General features: G+C 67.2%; 14 protein-coding genes and 4 pseudogenes. 9 read left to right on the top strand and 9 right to left on the bottom strand.

Annotated elements, in window-relative coordinates; translation table 11 throughout:
• Positions 1–59: 59 nt before the first annotated feature.
• Positions 60–2,948 carry a TonB-dependent receptor domain-containing protein gene (locus AC58D2_RS18855; protein ID WP_497392628.1) on the top strand — a complete coding sequence of 963 codons (2,889 nt, stop codon included), beginning with the start codon at positions 60–62 and terminating at the stop codon, positions 2,946–2,948.
• On the top strand, positions 2,942–5,041 hold the full coding sequence (locus tag AC58D2_RS18850; RefSeq protein ID WP_497392627.1) for an Atxe2 family lasso peptide isopeptidase: 2,100 nt from the start codon (positions 2,942–2,944) through the stop codon (positions 5,039–5,041). Before AC58D2_RS18855 ends, AC58D2_RS18850 begins: the two co-directional genes overlap by 7 nt.
• Here the strand turns inward: AC58D2_RS18850 and AC58D2_RS18845 are convergent.
• The 7 genes from AC58D2_RS18845 to AC58D2_RS18815 all read right to left on the bottom strand — a co-directional run bounded on the left by AC58D2_RS18845 (position 5,006) and on the right by AC58D2_RS18815 (position 10,659).
• Positions 5,006–6,763 (bottom strand): asparagine synthase-related protein, encoded by a 1,758-nt coding sequence (locus AC58D2_RS18845; protein ID WP_497392626.1) that lies wholly within the window; start codon positions 6,761–6,763, stop codon positions 5,006–5,008. The two genes, AC58D2_RS18850 and AC58D2_RS18845, sit on opposite strands and share 36 nt — an antisense overlap.
• Positions 6,760–7,425, bottom strand: coding sequence for a lasso peptide biosynthesis B2 protein (locus AC58D2_RS18840; protein WP_497392625.1), 666 nt, complete (start codon positions 7,423–7,425; stop codon positions 6,760–6,762). Before AC58D2_RS18840 ends, AC58D2_RS18845 begins: the two co-directional genes overlap by 4 nt.
• A gap of 51 nt (positions 7,426–7,476) precedes the next feature.
• A complete protein-coding gene (locus AC58D2_RS18835; RefSeq protein ID WP_497392624.1) occupies positions 7,477–7,602 on the bottom strand; it encodes a benenodin family lasso peptide in 126 nt (41 codons plus the stop codon).
• 118 nt (positions 7,603–7,720) lie between these two features.
• Positions 7,721–8,323 (bottom strand): GntR family transcriptional regulator, encoded by a 603-nt coding sequence (locus AC58D2_RS18830; protein ID WP_497392623.1) that lies wholly within the window; start codon positions 8,321–8,323, stop codon positions 7,721–7,723.
• A gap of 10 nt (positions 8,324–8,333) precedes the next feature.
• Complete coding sequence (locus tag AC58D2_RS18825) at positions 8,334–9,221, bottom strand: phytanoyl-CoA dioxygenase family protein (protein ID WP_497392622.1); 888 nt, start codon at positions 9,219–9,221, stop codon at positions 8,334–8,336.
• Entirely contained in the window at positions 9,211–9,828 is a 618-nt protein-coding gene (locus AC58D2_RS18820) for an acyl-homoserine-lactone synthase (protein WP_497392621.1), read from the bottom strand. Before AC58D2_RS18820 ends, AC58D2_RS18825 begins: the two co-directional genes overlap by 11 nt.
• A gap of 78 nt (positions 9,829–9,906) precedes the next feature.
• Entirely contained in the window at positions 9,907–10,659 is a 753-nt protein-coding gene (locus tag AC58D2_RS18815; RefSeq protein ID WP_497392620.1) for a helix-turn-helix transcriptional regulator, read from the bottom strand.
• A gap of 207 nt (positions 10,660–10,866) precedes the next feature.
• On the opposite strand from AC58D2_RS18815, the pseudogene AC58D2_RS18810 reads away from it, so the two are divergent.
• The 4 genes and pseudogenes from AC58D2_RS18810 to AC58D2_RS18795 form a co-directional block, all read left to right on the top strand.
• A pseudogene (locus AC58D2_RS18810) lies at positions 10,867–11,049 on the top strand (transcriptional regulator domain-containing protein); the annotation flags it as partial.
• Positions 11,050–11,308: 259 nt separating this feature from the next.
• A complete protein-coding gene (locus tag AC58D2_RS18805; protein WP_497392619.1) occupies positions 11,309–11,662 on the top strand; it encodes a DNA -binding domain-containing protein in 354 nt (117 codons plus the stop codon).
• Between the two features lie 221 nt (positions 11,663–11,883).
• Entirely contained in the window at positions 11,884–12,984 is a 1,101-nt protein-coding gene (locus AC58D2_RS18800; protein ID WP_497392618.1) for a metallophosphoesterase family protein, read from the top strand.
• Positions 12,890–13,165: pseudogene (locus AC58D2_RS18795) on the top strand (AAA family ATPase); the annotation flags it as partial. The gene AC58D2_RS18800 and the pseudogene AC58D2_RS18795, both read left to right, overlap by 95 nt.
• A 40-nt stretch (positions 13,166–13,205) precedes the next feature.
• On the opposite strand, the pseudogene AC58D2_RS18790 reads toward AC58D2_RS18795, so the two are convergent.
• Positions 13,206–13,301, bottom strand: a pseudogene (locus AC58D2_RS18790) (IS481 family transposase); the annotation flags it as partial.
• A 263-nt stretch (positions 13,302–13,564) separates the two neighbouring features.
• On the opposite strand from AC58D2_RS18790, the gene AC58D2_RS18785 reads away from it, so the two are divergent.
• From AC58D2_RS18785 to AC58D2_RS18775, 3 genes are all read left to right on the top strand, one after another.
• The gene (locus AC58D2_RS18785; RefSeq protein ID WP_497392617.1) at positions 13,565–15,664 is read left to right on the top strand and encodes a TonB-dependent receptor; all 2,100 of its coding nucleotides are present in this window, start codon (positions 13,565–13,567) and stop codon (positions 15,662–15,664) included.
• Between the two features lie 136 nt (positions 15,665–15,800).
• Positions 15,801–17,798, top strand: coding sequence for a S9 family peptidase (locus AC58D2_RS18780; RefSeq protein WP_497392616.1), 1,998 nt, complete (start codon positions 15,801–15,803; stop codon positions 17,796–17,798).
• A 38-nt stretch (positions 17,799–17,836) separates the two neighbouring features.
• Positions 17,837–19,330, top strand: a complete 1,494-nt coding sequence (locus AC58D2_RS18775; RefSeq protein WP_497392615.1) for a prolyl oligopeptidase family protein — start codon at positions 17,837–17,839, stop codon at positions 19,328–19,330.
• Here the strand turns inward: AC58D2_RS18775 and AC58D2_RS18770 are convergent.
• Positions 19,292–19,414 (bottom strand): annotated as a pseudogene (locus AC58D2_RS18770) (IS5 family transposase); the annotation flags it as partial. The gene AC58D2_RS18775 and the pseudogene AC58D2_RS18770 overlap by 39 nt on opposite strands.

The following is a 19,414-nucleotide window of genomic DNA, read 5'->3' as shown; positions in this document are numbered from 1 at the left end:
AAAGGTGCCCGCTCGATCGGGAGACGATGATGCGAAACGGGGATTTACTGCTTTTCTTGATGGGCTCGGCAGCGGTGCTGGCGCCGGCCCCGGCGATTGCGAGCCAGGATGCGCGGCAGGTCGTGCGCTTGCCCGAGCAGCCGCTCGGCGCGTCGCTGCGGGCGATCGCGGCGCAATTCGGGCGCAATGTTAGCGCGTCATCCGAGCTCGTGGCAGGCCGGAATGCGCCCGCGATCGGAGGCAGCTACAGCTTCGAGGAAGCGGTCGCGCAGCTCCTGCGCGGCAGCGGCCTCACTGCCGTGCCTGCCGGGCGGGGCGTGGCGATCCGCCGCGTGCAGGCGACCGAAGCCGATGGCAGCATGCCGGTCGCCGACGCGGACATCGTCGTCACGGGCAGCCGCATCCGCGGCGCGCCGCCTGCCGGCGCGCGCGTGGTGACGATTGACCGCGACGATATCGAGCGCAGTGGCTATGCGACGACGCAGCAGCTCATCCAGGCGCTGCCGCAGAATTTCGGCGGTGGTCCCAACGAGGGGACGATCGGCTTCACGATCCGGGGCAACAGCAACGCCAATCTCGGCTATGGGTCGAGCGTCAACCTGCGCGGGCTCGGCGCGACCTCGACGCTGACCTTGATCGACGGCAATCGCGTCGCGCTTGGCGGCGTATCGGGCATGTTCGTCGACCTGTCGCTGATCCCGGCCTCGGCGATCGACCGCGTCGAGATCCTCGCCGACGGCGCGTCGGCGATCTACGGGTCCGACGCCGTCGCCGGGGTCGTGAATGTCCGCCTTCGCAACGACTTCGAAGGGGCGGAGACGCGCGCGCGCTTCGGCGCGGCGGACGGTTTCAAGGAGTGGCAGGTCAGCCAGCTCGCCGGTGCCGGATGGTCGAGCGGCAAACTGGTGCTCGGCTATGAATTTTACCGGCGCGGTAATCTCGCGGCGTCGGACCGCGATTATGTCACCGAGGACCTGCGCCCGTTTGGCAGCCCCGATTACCGCAAGAATTTCTCCAACCCCGGGACGATCCTGGCCACGGACGGCTCGGTCTACGGGATCCCGCGCGGGCAGGATGGGTCCGGTCTCACGCCAGGCCAGCTACTCGCGGGGCAGTCCAATCTCGCCGACGGGCGCGCGAACAGCGACATCTTGCCGCGCCAGGAGCGCCACGCCGCCTTTGGCTCGCTGACGCAGGAGCTTACGCCCTGGCTGAGCTTTAGCGCGCAAGGCTTTTACGCGGTGCGCGACGGCGACGTGCGCACCACCCCCGATAATTATGGCAATATCGTCGTTCCCGTCAGCAACCCCTTTTATGTCGATCCGATCGGGACGGGCCAGCCGGTCGTCGTCAACTATGACTTCACCGATGACCTCGGGCCGCAGACGCGGCGCGTCCGCGTCCGGGCGTGGAGCGCCAACGCCGGCCTCGAGGCGCGGTTCGGGCGCTGGCGCGCCGAACTGCGCGGTTCCTACGCGATCCAGCGCGAACGCGACCGGTCGGTCAATATCCCCAACTATGTTCGTCTCGCGCAGGCGCTTGCCGACCCCGACCCGGCGACCGCCTATAATTTGTTCGGCGACGGATCCCACACGCCGCGCGCGACGATCAAGCGCGTCCGGGGCTTTCGGGAAAACAACGGGACGTCGCGCGTCCGGGCAGCTGCTCTCAAGCTCGATGGACCGCTGTTCGCGCTGCCCGGCGGACCCGCGCGCCTCGCGATCGGTGGCGAAATCCGCTCGGAGCGCTATAACGCGCGTTCGGTCACCTTCGACTTTTCGCCCGAGCCGGTCGATGGCGGGTCGGCGGGATTCCCGATCGCGCGGCGGATGACGGCCGCTTATGCCGAGCTGTCGCTCCCGCTCGTCGGCGCGGGCCAGGCGATACCGCTGGTCGAGGCGCTCGACCTTTCGCTAGCAGGGCGGCTCGAGCGCTACAGCGACTTCGGCACCACCGCCAATCCCAAGATCGGCGCGACCTGGAAGATCGGCGGAGGCCTTGCGCTGCGCGGCAGCTGGGGCACCTCGTTCCGCGCGCCGGGCTTTGCCGATATCCGCACCGGGCGCGGGACCGCCACTTATATCCCGCTGCCGGTTCCCGATCCCGCCTCGCCGACAGGCACGACCAACGTCCTCGCGCTGATCGGCTCGAACCCCGACGTCGGCCCCGAAAAGGCCGATACCTGGACGCTCGGCGCGGTCTATGCGCCGCCGGCGTTGCCGGGACTCAGGCTCGACATCGGCTATTTCGATATCCGCTATCGCAACCGGATCGCCAATCTCGGCACCGACTATATGTCGTTTCTGAGCAATCGCGACCTCTATGGATCGCTGATCACCGACGCTCCGCCCGCCGACCTTCTCGCGCGCTATTATGGCGACGAGAATTTCCGCAATCCCTTCGGCATCCCGGCAGGCGCGATCGGCGCGATCGTCGACGGGCGAACGCTCAACCTCTCCTCGGTGCACATGAACGGGCTCGATTTCGATCTCGGTTACGCCTTCACCGCGGGGACGACCGACATCGCGGCAGGCGTCAGCGGGGCATGGATTTTCCGCCAGCGCCAGCGGATCACCCCGACCGCGCCAACCGAGGATGTCGTCGCGACGACCGGCAACCCCGTCGACCTGCGGCTGCGCGGACGCTTCAACCTGTCGAACGGCCCTTGGAATCTCGCCGCTTTCGTCAACTATGTGAACGATTACCGCAACACCGCGGTCATACCCGCAGCCCAAGTATCGAGCTGGACCACCGTCGACGTCCAGATCGGCCGCGATCTCGGCAAAATCCTGCCGGGTACGCGGCTCGCGCTCAGCGTGTCGAACCTCTTCGATCGCGAACCGCCCTATGTCGAGAACGCCAATATCTTCTCGGCGTCGGGATACGACCCCGACAATGCGAGCCCGGTCGGCCGCCTCGTCGCGCTGCAGCTGGTGAAGACATGGTAGGCGGCCTGCTTCCCGCGATCAGCCTCCTCGTCGCCGCGCCGATCGGCGAGGGAAGGGACGATATCGGGCAGATCGATCCGGCCTCGCTCGCGACCAGGGCAATCGAGGCCGGGCCGTCGCTGCGCGAGATCATCGAGCTTGCCGACATGTCGAGCATCGCGGTCTCGCCCGACGGTGGGCAGCTCGCCTTCCGCATCGAGCGTGCGTCGGTCGCTACAAACGATTTCGCGCTGGGCTGGTATGTCGTGCCGGCCGACGGCTCGGCGTCGCCGCGCTGGATCGCCGACGCCGGCGAGGGCGAACGGCGCGACGGCGAGCTGGCATCCGAGCCGCCCGTCTGGACGCGCGACGGGCGCGCCATTCTGTTCCGCAAGGTGGCAGGGGGCGAGGTGCAGCTATGGCGCGCCGCGGCCGACGGTTCGAAAAGTGAGGCGCTAACCCGCGACGCCGCCAATGTCCGGCGGTTCGCGCTCGGCCCGGCGCCGGGGACGATCGTCTACGCCGTCGGGGCGACGCGCGCGGCGGTCGAGGAGGCCGAGCAGCGCGAATATGACGAAGGCGTGTTGATCGACGCGACGGTCGATCCCGCGCGGCCGCTTTATCGGGGGGCGTTGATCGCGGGACGCAAGGCGAGCGACCGGTTGTCGGGTCGCTGGTTCAGCTTCGGCACCCTGCTCGCCGGTACGCCGTCGCGCTTCCGCAGGCTCGACCTTGCGAGGCGCGACGTGCGCGAGGCCAGCGCGCGGGAGGCGGAGCTCGTCGCCGATCCGGCGCCTCCGCCTGGCGTCGGGGAGGCGCGCGCGGTGACCGCGGAAGCGAAATCGGGCGACCGGCGCGGCGATGCGTTTGTGGTCGCCGACGGCATGGTTTCGCGCCTCGCGGTGCGCCGACCCGGCGGGAGGTCGATCGCCTGCGATCGGCCCGCTTGCCGGCTGCGCATCGGCAAGATTGCCTGGCAAGGCCAGCGCGACGGCATCATCTTCGTCACCACCGATGCCGCGGCGGGGCAGTCGCTCCGCCTGTGGAAACCTGCGAGCGGCGACGTGCGACAGATCGGCGAGCCGGGCGGCCGCTGGAACGGCGGGCGCGACGAACGCGGCTGCACCATCACCGATAGCGCGGCCTATTGCATCGCCGCCCGGGCGAACGACCCGCCGCGCCTTGTCCGGCTCGATTTCGAGACGGGGGGCATGACGACGCTCGCCGATCCGAACCGCTCGCTCGTGCGACCCGGCACGCTGCGGTTTGCGCCGATGCAGTGGACGGGGTCATCGGGCCAGGCCTTCACCGGCCAGTTGCTGCTGCCGACGGGAAAGCAACGCGATCTGCCGCTGTTCGTGACCTATTATTATTGTGACGGATATTTGCGCGGCGGGGTCGGCGACGAATATCCGCTGCGCCAGCTCGCCGCGGCGGGAATCGCGGTCCTCTGCATCAACCGTGTCCCGACGTCGCCGGGGCTCGGCGACCAGGTCGAACAATATCGCGTCGGGCAGGAGGGCGTCGCCGCGGCGATCGACCGGCTCGCGGGCGAGGGGATCGTCGATCGCGCGCGCGTCGGAATGGGCGGGGTCAGTTTCGGCGGCGAGACCACGATGTGGATCGCGCTGAACAGCGAGATGCTCGCGGCGATCGCGATCGCCAACACCCTGCTGTCGCCAACCTATTATTGGTTCAACGCGCTTCCGGACAGCCCGATCCCACCCGTTCTAAAGCAGGTTTGGGGTATCGGGCGACCCGAGGACGATCCTGAACGCTGGAAGCGGCTTTCCCCCGTTTTTGCGACCGAGAGGATCCGTGCGCCCCTGCTGATGCAGCTTCCCGAACGCGAGTTTCGCTTCAACGTCGAACTCGCGGCGCGGTTGGCACAGGAAGGAAAGCCGGTCGAGCTCTGGGCCTTTCCCGAGGAAACGCATCTCAAATACCAGCCGCGCCACAAGTTCGCGGTCTATGAACGCAATCTCGACTGGTTTCGCTTCTGGCTCCAGGACCATGTCGATCCCGAACCCGCCAAGGCCGAGCAATATCGCCGCTGGCAGGCGATGAAGGCGGCGCGCTCAGCGCCCACTGGCGAGGAGCGCGCGCGCCCATAGCTCGGTGTCGATGATCGGCAGCAGCCGGTAGAAATCGCGGTCGCGGTTGGCGAAGGGGCGGGCGAGATAGGTGTCGATCGCGTCACGGTCGAGCAGGCCCGCGCTGGCGATCAGTCCGTCGAGCAGGAAGGGGCGCAGCCGCGCGCGGTTGGTCTCGAAGGTGCGTGCGCAGAAGGCATCCATTGCCCCTTTCGAGCGCCGCTCGGCGACGATCGCCGGCAGCTCGCGCCGAAACGCCGCGCGCGCGACCGCCCGGTCGCGGCCGCCCGCGACCCACAGCCAGCTCGGGATCGAGAGGCAGGCTTCGACGACCGGCTGCGCGAGCAGCGGAAAGAGCGAGGGCGCGACAATGTGCCGACCATAGCCGTCGAGGTGGGCATAGGAGGCGAGGATCGCGTGGACATGCGCGCGCGATCCGTCGAGCGTGCCCGGCGGTTCGTCGAGCCAGGGATGGGACGCCGGAGCGCGGGGTAGGCGATGCTCGGCGAGGAAAAGGCTGCCGCGCGGCCAGGCCGGCGACGCGCGGGCGCGCCGCACCCGGCGCATCGTCATGCGTGCCACCTTCCAGATATGGCTGTCATGAACGCGCGCGACATCGGCGATCGTTCGCGCGAGGCCGGCGCCGAGGCCGTGCGCGCGGAACCGGTCTGCCGCCGGCGCCGACGATCCCAGCGAGCAGAAAACACAGTCGCCGCCGGTACCATTGACGAATGCGCTCACCCTCTCCGCGGCGCCGATCGCGGCGATGCTGCGATCGGCGAGGCGAAGCATGGCGAGCATTCCCGGGCGCGCTTCGAGGCGCGGCTCGACTTCGGTCAAGTCGATGTCGCCCGCGATCGGCGCCTCGATCAGCCGGATCCCGGTCTTCTTGCTGACGGCCCGCGCATAGCTCCGTTCATCGCCGTCGCCGCCCGGGGTCATCAGGTTGATGCCGACCGCCGAGCGGCCCGCCGAGACAAGCGCTGCCGCGACGATCGACGAATCGAGCCCGCCCGAAAGTTCGAGCGCGACCCGCGCGCCGGGCTCGACCAGCCCGGAGACGGCGCGGCCGACGGCGTAATGCACCTGCCGCGCCGCTTCTTCGCGATCATCGAGGCGCCGTTCGGGGGTGGTGAAGGACCAGGGCGACCAAAGGACGTGCCGTTTGTTTTCGGCGCCCGTGTCGATCACCATCTCGCCCGGCAAGACCTCGGAGATCCCGGCGATCCCCGTCGCGCGCCCGTGCAGGTGCGAAAAGGCAAGGTGGTGCGCCACGAATTCCCAGTCGATCGCCGGCGCGACGATTTCGAGGTCGCGGAGGAGTTCGACATGCGAAGCGAGGAACAGGACTTCGCCGACCCGCGTGCGAAATACATGGACGCCGCCCGAGGGTGCGCGAAAAGTGGCCAGCCGGGCGCCGCCCGCATCGCCCGCGATCGCGACATAATCGCCCCAATAGCGTTCGGCGAACATGCCGTTCGTGCCGTTCGTGCCGTGCGCGTCGAGCGGCGCGCTGGGGAGCTCTTCGACCCGCGTCGCGCTCCCCGACCCGAAAAGCTTGCCGATGACCGCGCCCGTCGGCGCCAGCGGAAGCCAGGCGGTGCCGGGCGACACGAAGATGGCGAGCGCCGCCGTGTCGATAATTGGAACGAGGGCCGTTCGGTGCCGGGCGCGCTGCCGCCAGGCTGCCGCAGCGTCCGACTGCCGCGGATCGTAGATCGCGAGGAAGACCGGCGGGTTCACAGGACCAGGATCGGCGCAAAGGAGCGCGCGTGATGCAGCGCGTCGGTCAGCACGATATCGTCGGCTTGCGCCCAGCAGTGCGCGGCGAACGGCCACGCCTCGACCCCGAAAACGAGCCGCGGAAAGCAGCCGCGGCGCGCGGCGAAGCGCAGGAAGGCGATCGCGTCGGGGAGGCAGAGCGGAGCGAGCGGCACGAGACGGCGATAGCGCGCGAAGCGGCGCGCGAGCGCCGCCGCGTCGGCTGATGCATCCCGCCTTTCGTCATCGCGCCACCCGTCGATCGCGGCAAGGACCGAGCGCAGCGAGCGGCGCCGAACCCGGCGGCGCGCGGCCACCGCGAGCCAAGCGATTTCGACCGCCTCGGCGAGCCGGAAGCGCCCGGTCGGCACCTCTTCCTCGATGGCGCTCGCAGCGGGAGCGGGGAGCGAAATGAGGGAAGGCGACGGGCCATCGCCGCCGGCGCTCTCGACGAGCCCGAGATTTTCGAGGCAGGCGCGATCGGCGGGCGTCAGCGCGCCTGCCTCGCCCCTCGCGAGCCGGTCGAGCAGCCGCGCGACGTGCCCCGACACTTGCCAGTAACGGTCGCGATCGACATCGAGAATGATCGCGCAGTCGCGGAAACTGCGATGCGCGATACCGGGACGGAGGCGGATATTGGTCATGCGGCCGCGCGCGCCTTGGCGGGCGGGCCGGCGACCCGCCCGCCGCCTGCATCAGTCTTCGTCGCTGATGCCGAGGGGGCGCGTGAAGGCGCTGAGCTCGACCCCGATGTCGGGCGGGCCGAGCGTCTCGACGCTCGCCGCGCCGAGGTCGATCAGTTCTTCATGTTCACGATCCATGAGACTTCTCCTTGCTGCCGCGGGATTGCGGCAGCGAGAAGAGTAGGAAGGCCGGGCGGCTATCCGAAATTTATACGCGGAATATTTGCCGAATATTACCGCGCGATGCGCGGCCGCGTCAGCCGTGGCGGTATATCGCCTCGACGATCGCCGGGATGCGCGAAAGGCGCCGCCGGTGATAGGCGGCGACACGGCGCGCGACGGCCCGCGCCTCGCCGCCCGCGATCGCGGCCCCCAGGTCGGTGAGTTCGTCGGCGATTCCGGGAATCACGTCGCGCTCGGCGACGCGCGCGGTCGCGAGCCGGTCGCTCGCCGCCTCGACCTGGCGCATGAGTTCGGCCGAGCCCGACCGTTCGGCGATCGCACCGAAGAGCGCGCGGTCGCTACCGGCGTCATTGCCGTCCGGCACCGTTTCGAGCGGCGCAGGCATGCCCGCGGGCCAGCGCTGCAGCGCGAGGCGAAGCAGCGCGTGGTTCCAGCCGAGGAGATCGCGCAGGCCCGGCTCGGTGACGAGCGGGAACTGGAATCCTTCGGCCGCGCGCATCTCGACGATCTGTTCGCCCGCGAGGCGGTGCAGCGCATCGCGCACCGGGGTCACGCTGCTGGCGAGCAGGCTCGCGAGCTTCTTGGGCTCGAGCCGCTCGCCGGGCAGGACGTCGCCGCCGAGCAGGCGCGCCTTGAGCGCGTCGTAAACGCGCTCGGAGGTCACCCCCGCGTTCATGAAGGGCGCGTCACGGCGAGGCCCGCTGGCCGGCGACATAGGCTTCGACCAATTGCTGCTGGTCGGGCCGCAGCGCGTCGATCGCGCCGATCCGTTCGGGAAGCTGGTCGCCGAGCAGGATCGACGGGCATTGCCCCTCGAAATTGCCGAGGTTGGGGCGGTGCTGGCGATAGCCGACGAGCGCGGCGAGCTCGGGATCGAAATGGCGCGCGACTTGCGGCGGGTAGGCGAGCCACTGGTTTTCATAGGGCTTGAGCCAGCCGAGACAGTAGCTCACGATCATGCCGCGGCGGATGTCGTTGCTTATGTTGCCTCCCGCGCCGTGGAGCGTCGAGCCGAGGAAGAGCAGCGCCGACCCGGGCGACATTTCGGCGACGACGGGATCGCCTGCCGGCTCGGGCGCCAGCGCGGCCGCGCCATGGCTTTTCGGCCAGACGAGCGTCGCGCCATTGTCGGCGCGATAGTCGGTGAACGGCCACATCACGTTGACCAGGTACTCGGTCTCGCCAATTGCGCCGCGCCACATGTCCTGGTCGCGGTGCGGAAGCTGCGGCAGCGCACCGGGATGCAGCGCAATGGCCTGCGTCAGGTTGAGCTGGATGCGGTCGCACCATGGTCCGAGGACCGCCTCGGCGATACCGAGAATGAGCGGGTGGGCGACGAAGCGCGCGGCGAGCGGGGAGCGCGCCAGCAGGCGGCCGAAGCGCCTGGTCCGCTCGCCATAAAAGCCGCCTTCGCAAAAGGGCGTCGTCTCGAAATCGGCGCGCAGCGCCTCGTCGAGGCGGCTTATCTCGGCTTCAGGCATCGCGTCGGCGATGATGCAATAGCCGTCGCGAACCAGATCGGCCGACCATCGATCGAGGCTCGCTGCCGCCGACGCGAGGGTTTCAGAGCGCATGGTGCGGCTCCCGCGTGCGGGTCGCCGCCGCGCCGATCCCGGCATCGGCGAGCAATTGCGGCGTGTCGCGGTCGATCTCGATCGCGAGCGCGCCAAGGCGCATGCCGCCGATCCGCTGCGGCGTGCCGAGCGGATAGGCGCGCCAGCCGAACGCAAGTATCTGCTCGAGCCACCCGACCTCGGCAACGCCGGTGTAGAGGCTGATGCCCTCGGCGAGCCCAAACTCCGCGATCGCCAGCACGAGCTGGTCACGCGCCGCGCGCCGCGCCCGCGTGTCGATATGGCGGTCGAGGCAGAAGCGCGTCACCTCGACGATGCCCGGCCCTCGCGGCACCTTGCCGTCGCAGAGCGGCGCATAGAGATCGGCGAGGATATGCGGCCGCGTCGTCGGCAGCAGCCGCGCCGAGGCGCGATGCCCGCCATCGGGACCCGTCACGACGAGATAATTTGCGTGTTCGTCGTCGAACTGGTCGATCTCGAACCGCCCGCCGAGGACCGGGACGCTCCAGCCCAGCAGGTCGACAAAGACGTCTTTGCGCGCCGCGAACATCGCGCGCAGCACATCGTCTTCGCTCGCGCGGCAATCGGCTTCTACGAGGTGCAGCATGGTTCAGGCTCCCGTCTTGTATGTGCACGGGAGGGTCAGGCCATGGCCGCGATCGCGCTATTCCCAGAAATGGGCATATCAATGCCCGAAAATGTCGGAGAAGCTGATTATTCCATCGAACAGGGCGCGGATCAGCAATGATGTCTGCTTATCGACCCCATATCTTTCGCGGGCTTGCTTGAGATGGCGCACCGCCGTCGCTTCGCTGATCCCCAGGATGCGGCCGATTTCCCACGCGGTCTTGCCGCGCGCCGCCCAGACCAGGCAATCGCGCTGGCGATCGGTCAGCGTCGGGCGGGGAGGCAGCGGAGCGGCGCGCGCGAGCCAGATCCGCCGCGCGGCCTCGAACGCCGCTGTCCCGGCAAGCTGCGCCCAGGGCAGGGCATCGACCGGCAGGTCGTGGTGCGGTCCCGACGCAAAGCTGCACGAACCCGTCGCTTCGCCGACGATATTCGCCGGCACGGTAAAACCGTCGGCGAGGCCGTGGTCCTGCGCGAGCGCGAGCAGCCTGTGGTCGCCGGGCGTCATCGCGATCAGCTCGGCGATGCTGTCCCACCGAAAGCCTGCGCTCGTCTTGTGGCTCGCGCGGTGGACCGGGTCCGACAGGCCAAGCCGGTTGCGATCGAAATAATCGACCCACGCCTCGGGATAATTGTGCAGCCGGATGAGCTTGTTCGATGCGTCGGTCATATTGGCATGATGCGTCAGCGCGAAATGCGCGAACCCCATGCGATCGGTCATCTCGCCGAGGATCATCGCGAGCGTATCGACATCGCCCGCGACCGTGATCGCGTCGAGGAACCACTCGACCTCCGCACGCATGTCTCTCATGCGCGATCTCGGCCCCGGGCAGCGTCTCAAGCCGCCGCGACCCCCCGGGCCGTCCCTTCCTGCCTGGCCGGGCGCCCTTGCGGTTTTCCGTATCCGCCGCGCCCGCGTGCTGGAACCAGGGCCGATCATATCGATCGAACGACGAGACGCAACCCGTTGTTTGCAGGCCTTTTGTCCTATCGGACGCCTATCGGGCGCGCGAGCTGAATGGCGCCGCCGTCTCGTCCCGACTGGCGTGACCCGGCACCATATCGGCGGCTCAGCGGGATCGACCGTGCGGGAATGCGGTGGGAATGGCTGCGGCGCGACCCTGCCTATGTCGCCTGGTATACCTCGGCGAGCAAGGCGACGCGCGACCAGCCCGGCGCCGCCGATCGCTTGACGTGGGGCCTGCACTTTCGCCGAGGACCCGGCCCGGGCGTCACCCGACGCGCGCCTGGTTTGGCATGCGCGCGTCGATCCCGATATCCTGCGCGTCGATGCGCTGCCCGTCGATGCCGAGCATGTCGACCGGTTCGATCTTGGCCGGTTCGCGTCATGGCTCGATATCGTCGTCGATCCCGAGGGGCGCGAGCACGCCGTACTCTCGGACGGCTATCGGCGCATTCGGATCGACATCGAGCAAGGGCGTCTTGGCTGCGGTCGGCCCGTGCTTCTCCGTTACGCGATGCAAGGCTTCGTCGGCCAGCACACCGACGCGCGGCTCCTGCCGCTTCGCCGGCTGGTAGGGCTGCTGCGGACCGGGCGTTTCCTGCCCGCGCTTTTCCCGGCGGAGCGCCGCGTCGAAAGGCTGATCGATGTCCTGAGGGTCGCCGATGCGCTGAGCGCGGGGGCGTCGCAGCGCGAAATCGCGGTGGTCCTGTTCGGAGGCGAGAGGGTTTCGTCGGACTGGCGCACCGTTTCCGACTCGCTGCGTTCAAGGGTCAGGCGGCTGGTGCGCGAGGCTCGGCGGATGGTAGATGGCGGTTATCGCGGATTGATGCGACGCGATGGAGGGATGTGACGGCTTTGCGCCTCGCAACGGTCATTCAATGGGTGCTGGCATGATCCCGAAAGCAGACATCAGTCACCGACCTGTGAGTTGACAGATTCGAGAAGTTCTGAGTCGAAGAGAGGGCCCGTAGAGGGTTGTTGAACGCAGACCTTCAACGCACGCAATTCGTAACTGTCGGCTAGAATCCCCAAAGGCGATGAGGGCCGCCTGATCGATCGTGCGACGGCCCGTTGTTGGGTCCGATCTGGTGCGAACCCGTATTAAGCCTTGTAAGCGGCGACGAATTGCCCACACAATCGGTTGGCTTGGCGGCGCGCCCGAACACGAGGCCGGTCTGGCACAGGGGGGATGAGTTGACGAGTTTCAGGTTTCTGCACGCAGCCGACATCCACCTCGACAGCCCGCTGCACGGCCTGTCGAGGTACGAGGGCCTGCCCGTCAACGAGATCCGCTCGGCGACGCGCGCTGCCTTCGACAACCTCGTGCAATTCGCGATCGACCAGGCGGTCGACTTCGTCGTGATCGCGGGCGACCTCTTCGACGGCGACTGGCGTGACATGGCAACCGGCCTCTACTTCGCGAAGGCGATGGGGCGGCTCGATCAGGCGGGCATCCCGGCATTCGTGCTGGCCGGCAACCACGACGCGGCCTCGGTGGTTTCGCGCACTGTCCCTTGGCCAGCCAACGTCCATCTGTTTGGATCGAGGAGGCCCGAGCCGCACCGCCTCGTCCACCTCGCCGTAGCGATCCATGGCCAGAGCTTCTCGACGCCGGCGGTCACCGAGAACCTTGTCCTCGCTTATCCGCCGGCCGAGCCGCACTTCTTCAACATCGGCATGCTCCACACGGCTCTGGCCGGCCGGCAGGGGCACGCGGACTATGCCCCATGCAGCGTCGAGGACCTGCGGTCGCGCGGCTACGACTACTGGGCGCTCGGTCACGTTCACGAGTTCGAGGTCGTCAGCGTCGAGCCGTACGTCGTCTTCCCCGGTAACGTGCAGGGCCGGACCATTAGGGAGACCGGTGCGAAGGGCGCGGTCCTGGTTGATGTGGCCGACGGCGAGGTAGCGTTGGTGGAGCGGGTCGAGCTCGATGTGATCCGCTGGGCGCGTCTCGACGTGAACTGCGCCGGGGCGTGCATGGACGACGCGGAGGACCTGCTGCGGTCAGCGCTCGTATTCGTTACTCCGCGTCGGCGCGGTGCTCGAGGACGGCGGCACGACGCTCGCTTGCCGCCGGAAGAAGGGGACGGGCGGCACGCTGCTTGGTGCCGACGACGCCGCGATCGACGAGGGGCCGCTCGCCGCGATGCTACGCGGCCAGACCCGTGACACGTTCGGCCTTTCCTTCAGTCTGGATCAGGAGGCGCTCCGGTTGGGCGGACAAGCCATGGTCGAGGCGAAGAACGATGTCGGTCGCACGCTGTTCGCTGCGGGGTCTGGCCTGACCGGTGTATCCGACGAGCTGCGCCGCCTGGAGTTGGAGGCCGACGCTATCTGGGGCCCGACGACCCGCGGCAGTCGCACGTTCACGCAGGCCCGGCGCCAGCTTACCGCTTCGCGAGCTGCGCGACCGGAGCTTGCGATCGCTGTAGTTCCGCTCGAACGGCGTGCGTGGTCTTGGCGCTCCCATGTAAAAGCTGGCCCATAATCCCTCCCGCTGTGATGATGATAATCTTACACCATCACATGCTGGGACTAAACACCTAGCACTAATCCGCGCAGCGGTTCGTGCACCGGCCAGAACTGTCGGTTCGAGTTCACACTTGACGTGAAGCACCGGCCATCGAGACCGCGCGCCGCACCGTCCGGCATCTGACATAAAATTGCAGAAAAAATGTAACTGGCCGCTATCCCTCGGCGCCGGTGGTGCGTCCTGCCCCTTGGACGCAGATTCAAAAAGGGGCTTCCAATGACCGTGAACGCAAAGCATCTGTTCCGCATCTCACTCGCGGCAATCGCCGCTGCGCAAGCCCTGCCGGCGATGGCGCAACAGGCAACCCGCGCCGATGCACCCGCCGAGACGGCAGCTTCGGGAAGCTGGAACGATGAGATCGTTGTGACGGCGCGCAAGCGCGAGGAACGCGCGATCGACGTGCCGATCGCGTTGACCGCGATTAGCGGCGAGGCGCTCGAACAGCGAGGGGCCAAGAATCTTTCGGATTTTCTTCAGGAGGCACCGGGCGTCGGCGTATATGATCAAGGCTCGGGCAGCCAGAAGATCACGATCCGTGGGATTTCAACGTCGCTTGGCGCGAACGAGAATGGCTATTATCTCGACGATCTGCCGTTCACTGGGGTGACCGTTCCGATCGCGCCCGACGTGCGGGCATGGGACCTCGACCGCGTCGAAATTCTCCGCGGTCCGCAGGGAACCTTGTTCGGCGAAGGATCGATGGGCGGCACCGTCCGCATCCTGACCAAAGGCGCCGATCTCGACAATTGGGAAGCGAAGGGCTCGGCGTTCGTCTCGCAGACTGAGGATGGCGGCACCAATCGCGGCATCAAGGGAGCGTTCAACGCGCCGATCGTGCCCGGCATTCTCGCTGTCCGCGTCGCGGGCACCGGCGAGCGTTTCCCCGGCTGGATCGACAATGCCGCGGCCGGCGAAACCGATCTCAACGATCAGACCTTCACCACCTTCCGCGCCAAGGCACGCTTCGACCCCACCGGGCGGCTGTCGATCACCGGTAGTTACTGGTTCTACAAGGGCAGCTTCCCCGGTGGCGGATCGGATGCCAGCGACGAAGGCGAGCAGTCGCGCACGGCGGTGTTGGCAGGCGGGTTTAAATATCGCCTTTACGGCGCCACGGCGCGTTACGATCTGGGCGGTGCCGAGGCTTTCTACAGCTATTCGCACAACAAGGTCGACCTGCCGCAGTCGGGTAGCCTGCTCGGCGGAACGCTCGATGCCAATATCGGCATTACGGTCGACGCGCACGAGGCGCGGATCGCTTCGTCCGGCGACGGCCCGCTGCAATGGACGTTCGGCGGTTATGCCCGCGACGCGGTCCGCGCTGACGATTTCGTGTTCGCGCTGTTCGGCATCGACAACACGGGCGAGGTGACCAGCAAGGCGCGCGCGCTGTTCGGCGAAGGCACTTACACGCTGCCGTTCGCGCCGGTCGATATCACGGCAGGCCTGCGTTATTATCACGAGCGGCTCCGCGGCTTCGAGGCCAACGCCGGCGTGATCACGCCTCAACCGGGCGACACCTACGAAAGCTGGAATCCGCGCGTGTCGATCGCCTGGCATCCCACCGCCAATTCCACGATCTATGCGAGCGCGGCGAAGGGGTTCCGGGCGGGTCAGCTCCAGCCGACCGTTTCGCTCGCGCTGGCGGGTCCGCTTGGTATCGATCTCCCCGCCGCGCTCGGCCAGGATTCGATCTGGACCTACGAGATCGGCGGCAAGGCCGAGCTGTTCGACCGAAAGCTGACGCTCGAGGGCGCGCTCTACTATAGCGACTGGAAGGACGTCACCGTCCGCATCCCGATCGGCAACACCGGGTTTAACGGCCTCATCAATTCCAAGGGAACGACGACCAAAGGCGCCGAACTCAGCGTTGTCCTGCGTCCCGCGGGTGGCCTCACCCTGACCGCCAGCGGCGCCTATGTCGATGCGACCTATTCGGGCAGCGTGCCCGGCACCGGCATCGTCGACGGCGCGGTGGTCGACGATGTCGCGAAGTTCACGGCGAACGCGTCGGTCGACTATCGTACGACCCTCGCCGGCAGCGTCGACGGCTTTGCGCGCGTCGGATGGCAGCATTCGTCGCCGCGCCGGTTCGTGGCCTTCCCGGGCTATCTGCCGGGCGACACCATCGATCGCATCGATGCCCGCATCGGGGTCGATCTCGAGCAGCTTTCTATCGCACTCTTCGCCGACAATCTGACCGACGACCGCGGCGCCACCAGCTATCGCGGCGTCCAGGAAATCGCACCGGGNTCGATGCCCGCATCGGGGTCGATCTCGAGCAGCTTTCTATCGCACTCTTCGCCGACAATCTGACCGACGACCGCGGCGCCACCAGCTATCGCGGCGTCCAGGAAATCGCACCGGGGGTGAACGACATCACGTCCAACCGCCTGCGGCCGCGGACGTTCGGGATCGAACTGACCGCGCGCTTCGGCGGGCCGGTACGTTGATGCGCGCGCTTCTGGCCGCGGCATTGGCGACGAGCGCACTCGTCGCCAATGCCGGCATCGCGCAGGATGGGCTCGATCCCCGGCGACCCGGCGTTGCCGTGCTCAGCGGAACGCCCGAACGGCCCCTGACCGATCCGAAGTCGCTCGTCTCGGCGCCGCGCTCCGACGCCCAGCCGATCCCGATCGCCGATCTCTTCTTCCTGCGTTCCAGCTGGTTCGCGACCTGGACGCCGGCCGGCGATGTCGTGATGGCCACCGATCTGACCGGCCGTATGAACCTCTGGCGGGTGCCGGGGTCGGGCGGCTTTCCGCTGCAGCTGCAGCAAACCGAAGACAAGACCTTCTATCCCGCCGTCACGCCCGACGGCAAAACCGTCCTTTACGCATCCGACATCGGCGGACGCGAGATTTACGACATCTTCGCCATCCCGGCGAACGGCGGCGCGGCGATCAACCTCACCGCGACGCCCGATGCATCGGACACCGGTACATTGCGGCTGAGCCGGGACTCCAGGCTTCTGGCATTCAACCGGCGCGTTGCTACCGAGCCCAGCACGAACGTCGCCGTCATGACGCTCGCGGACCGTTCGGTGCGACTTCTGACGCAGGAGAAGGAGGCCGGCATTTACTGGGCGGTCGTCGGCTTCGATCCCGGCGCAACCCACGTTTATGCCAATCGCTCCAACGCCGGGCAGACCGAAAGCTCGATCTGGCGCATCGAGGTGGCAACCGGCGTCGCCACGAAGATCGCGGGCGGCCCCGGCGCACCCTATGAGGCGGCGATCGCGCTCTCTCCGGACGGCAAGAGCCTGTCGGTGACGAGCGAGAATGGTGCGGGCCTTCGGCAGGCGGTGCTGCTCGACCTCGCGACCGGCAAGCGCAACGCCATCCATCCCGGCGCCTGGCCACAGGAAGCCGGCGCCTTTTCGCCGGACGGCCGCCAGTTGCTTGCGATCGAGAATGTCGATGGCCGCGACGTCGTTTATCTCTACGACGTCGCCAACAAGCGCGTGCGGGCGTTGCCCTTGCCTCAGGGAAAATCCGCAGGCTATTTCGGGACTTTGCCGGCCTTTTCGCCAGATGGCAGCCGGCTCCTTTTTCCCTATTCGTCCGGAAGCGCGCCGTTCGACTACTGGACCTTCGACATCGCCGCCGGAAAAGCCACACGGCTGACCAGCCTGGGTCTCGCCAGCGTCGATGGCGAGACGCTGCCTCGCACTGAAATTGTGCGCTACAAGAGCGCCGATGGAACGGTGATCAGCGCTGTGCTCTGGATGCCGTGGAACCTGAAGCGCGACGGATCGGCCCCGGTCGTCGTCGTCGCGCACGGCGGGCCCACCGGCCAGACGACCGACCACTTCGATGCGACGGCCGCGGCGCTGGCGTCGCGCGGTTATATGGTCATCGCGCCCAATGTTCGCGGTTCGACCGGCTATGGCCGCGCCTTCGAGCAGGCCAATCGTCGCGACCTCGGCGGCCGCGATCTCGAGGACGAAGCCTGGGCCGCCAAGTTTCTCGTCGCATCGGGCTATGCCGATCCGAAAAAGATCGGGATTACCGGTGGGTCCTACGGCGGCTTCATGACGGTGATGGCGCTCGGACGGATGCCCGATTTCTGGGCCGCGGGCGTCGAAGCCTATGGCATCGTCAACTGGAATTCGATGTGGGAGCGCGGTTCGCCCGCACTTCGCGAATATCAGCGCGGGCTCATCGGCGACCCTGAGACCGATCGCGACGTCTATGCGCGCGTCAGCCCACTCACTTATCTTGGCAACACCAAGGCGCCGATGCTGGTGCTCCAGGGGCAGAACGACATTCGCGTCCCGGCCTATGAAGCCGAGCAGATTGTCGCGACGCTGAAGGCGGCGGGGAAGATCGTGGACGCCCGTTATTATGCCGAGGAAGGGCATGGCTTCGTCAAACGCGAAAACCAGATCGACGCCGCTGAGCGCACCGTCGCCTGGTTCGACAAATATCTGAAGGGGGTCACGAAATGAGGATGCTTTGGTTTGCAGCATGTTCGGCGGTCGCGCTTATGGCGCCGATGTCCGCCGCGGCGCAGGACCCCTATCAGTGGCTCGAGGCGCCGCAGGAAACGCGCGCCCTCGAGTGGGCGAAGAAGGAAACGCAGGACAGCCAGGCCCGTATTGGGAAGATGCCTGGCCACGATGAAATCGAGGCCGAGCTGAAGGCGCTGCTCGCGGCAGGGGATCCGCCGCCCGAATATCAACTGATGGGCTCTGTCGCGCTTCGCTTCCAGCGGTCGGTTGCCCACCCGCATGGCGTTCTGTCGGTCGGAAAACGGGGGGATGACGGCGTTCCCACGGACTGGCGCGATGTGCTCGACGTTGATGCGCTCCGCAAGGCAGAGGGAACGGCGTATGAGCTACATTTTGGCGGGACCCCCAATTGCGCGCCGCCGGACTATACGCGATGCATTTTTTCGCTGTCGCCGCAGGGCGGCGACGAAGTCGAGCTGCGCGAATTCGACCTGACTGCCGGGGCCTTTGTGCAAGACGGGTTCCGGACGCCGGCCAGCCGCTCCTTTGTCACCTGGCTCGACAGTGATCGACTGTTGATTGAGCACAGCATCGGCGATGCGCCGAAGCTGCCCACCGGTTGGCCAGCGAGTGTCGCGATCTGGACGCGCGGGACGCCGCTCGCGGATGCGAAGATCGTCTACAGTGCGCAGCCCACCGACGCGCTGATGTCGCTCAGCGCCGCCGGGGAGGGCCAGAACCGCGTCGGCATCATCACGCGTGTGATCGATTATTCGACGTTCGAGCATATTCTGGTTCGCGGCGACGGGCGCATCGAAAAGGCGGCAATTCCCTCCAAGCTCAAGATGAGCCTTGGAACCGTTGGCGGCGGCAAGCTGTTTGCACAGCTCGCCGAGCCCGCGACCATCAATGGCCGCGCATATCCGGCCGAAAGCGTCGTCGCTTATGATACGAACGCCGCGGTTCCTGGCGACAAGCGGCTGTCGCTCGTCTATACGCCGGGTGACGGAGATTTTCTGAGCGATCCCTATGGCGGCATGGCACCCGGCCGTTCGACGCTGAAGATGCTCCTGACAAAGCGCGGTGTTCAGCGCATCGCGACGGCCACCGCCACGGCGGATGGCTGGAAAATCGCCGAGGCAGTCCCCGAGCCTGTCGGAACTTCGGTGACGTTTGTTGGGGTCGATCCTGCCAGCGACGTGGCGATCATGAAGCGCGCGGGTTACCTCATGCCGAACCGGCTGGAACTGGTCGGTGGCCCAAAGGGCCCCGCAACGCTCTACAGCGAGAAGCCGGTGTTCGATGCGAGCCGCTTCGTCGTGGAACTGAAAACGGCCGCCTCCAAAGATGGAACGCTGGTCGACTATTATCTGCTGCGGCCGCGCGATCTGGCCAGCCCCGGCAAGACGCCGTTGCTGATGACCGGTTATGGCGCTTTCGGAATCAGCCTTTCGCCCGAGTATCTCGGTTATTCGGTCGGCGGGAAGTCGCTAGGCTTCGTGGACAAAGGGTATCCAGAGTTTAACTGAGGCGAGCGCGACGAAGCCGAGGTAGGATTCCTTGGTTTTGTCGTAGCGGGTGGCGACCCTGCGCCAATTCTTGAGTTTGTTGAA

Source organism: Sphingopyxis sp. CR5 (assembly GCF_059693785.1).
The sequence above is the reverse complement of the archived record's forward strand: the minus strand, read 5'-3'. Positions and strand labels throughout refer to the sequence as shown.

Coding starts and splice junctions, on each gene's coding strand:
- AC58D2_RS18855 (WP_497392628.1), top strand. CDS start 60: ATGGGCTCGGCAGCGGTGCTGGCGCCGGCCCCGGCGATTGCGAGCCAG.
- AC58D2_RS18825 (WP_497392622.1), bottom strand. CDS start 9,221: ATGCGCTCTGAAACCCTCGCGTCGGCGGCAGCGAGCCTCGATCGATGG.
- AC58D2_RS18780 (WP_497392616.1), top strand. CDS start 15,801: ATGCGCGCGCTTCTGGCCGCGGCATTGGCGACGAGCGCACTCGTCGCC.
- AC58D2_RS18820 (WP_497392621.1), bottom strand. CDS start 9,828: ATGCTGCACCTCGTAGAAGCCGATTGCCGCGCGAGCGAAGACGATGTG.
- AC58D2_RS18850 (WP_497392627.1), top strand. CDS start 2,942: ATGGTAGGCGGCCTGCTTCCCGCGATCAGCCTCCTCGTCGCCGCGCCG.
- AC58D2_RS18840 (WP_497392625.1), bottom strand. CDS start 7,425: ATGACCAATATCCGCCTCCGTCCCGGTATCGCGCATCGCAGTTTCCGC.
- AC58D2_RS18835 (WP_497392624.1), bottom strand. CDS start 7,602: ATGGATCGTGAACATGAAGAACTGATCGACCTCGGCGCGGCGAGCGTC.
- AC58D2_RS18815 (WP_497392620.1), bottom strand. CDS start 10,659: ATGAGAGACATGCGTGCGGAGGTCGAGTGGTTCCTCGACGCGATCACG.
- AC58D2_RS18830 (WP_497392623.1), bottom strand. CDS start 8,323: ATGAACGCGGGGGTGACCTCCGAGCGCGTTTACGACGCGCTCAAGGCG.
- AC58D2_RS18775 (WP_497392615.1), top strand. CDS start 17,837: ATGGCGCCGATGTCCGCCGCGGCGCAGGACCCCTATCAGTGGCTCGAG.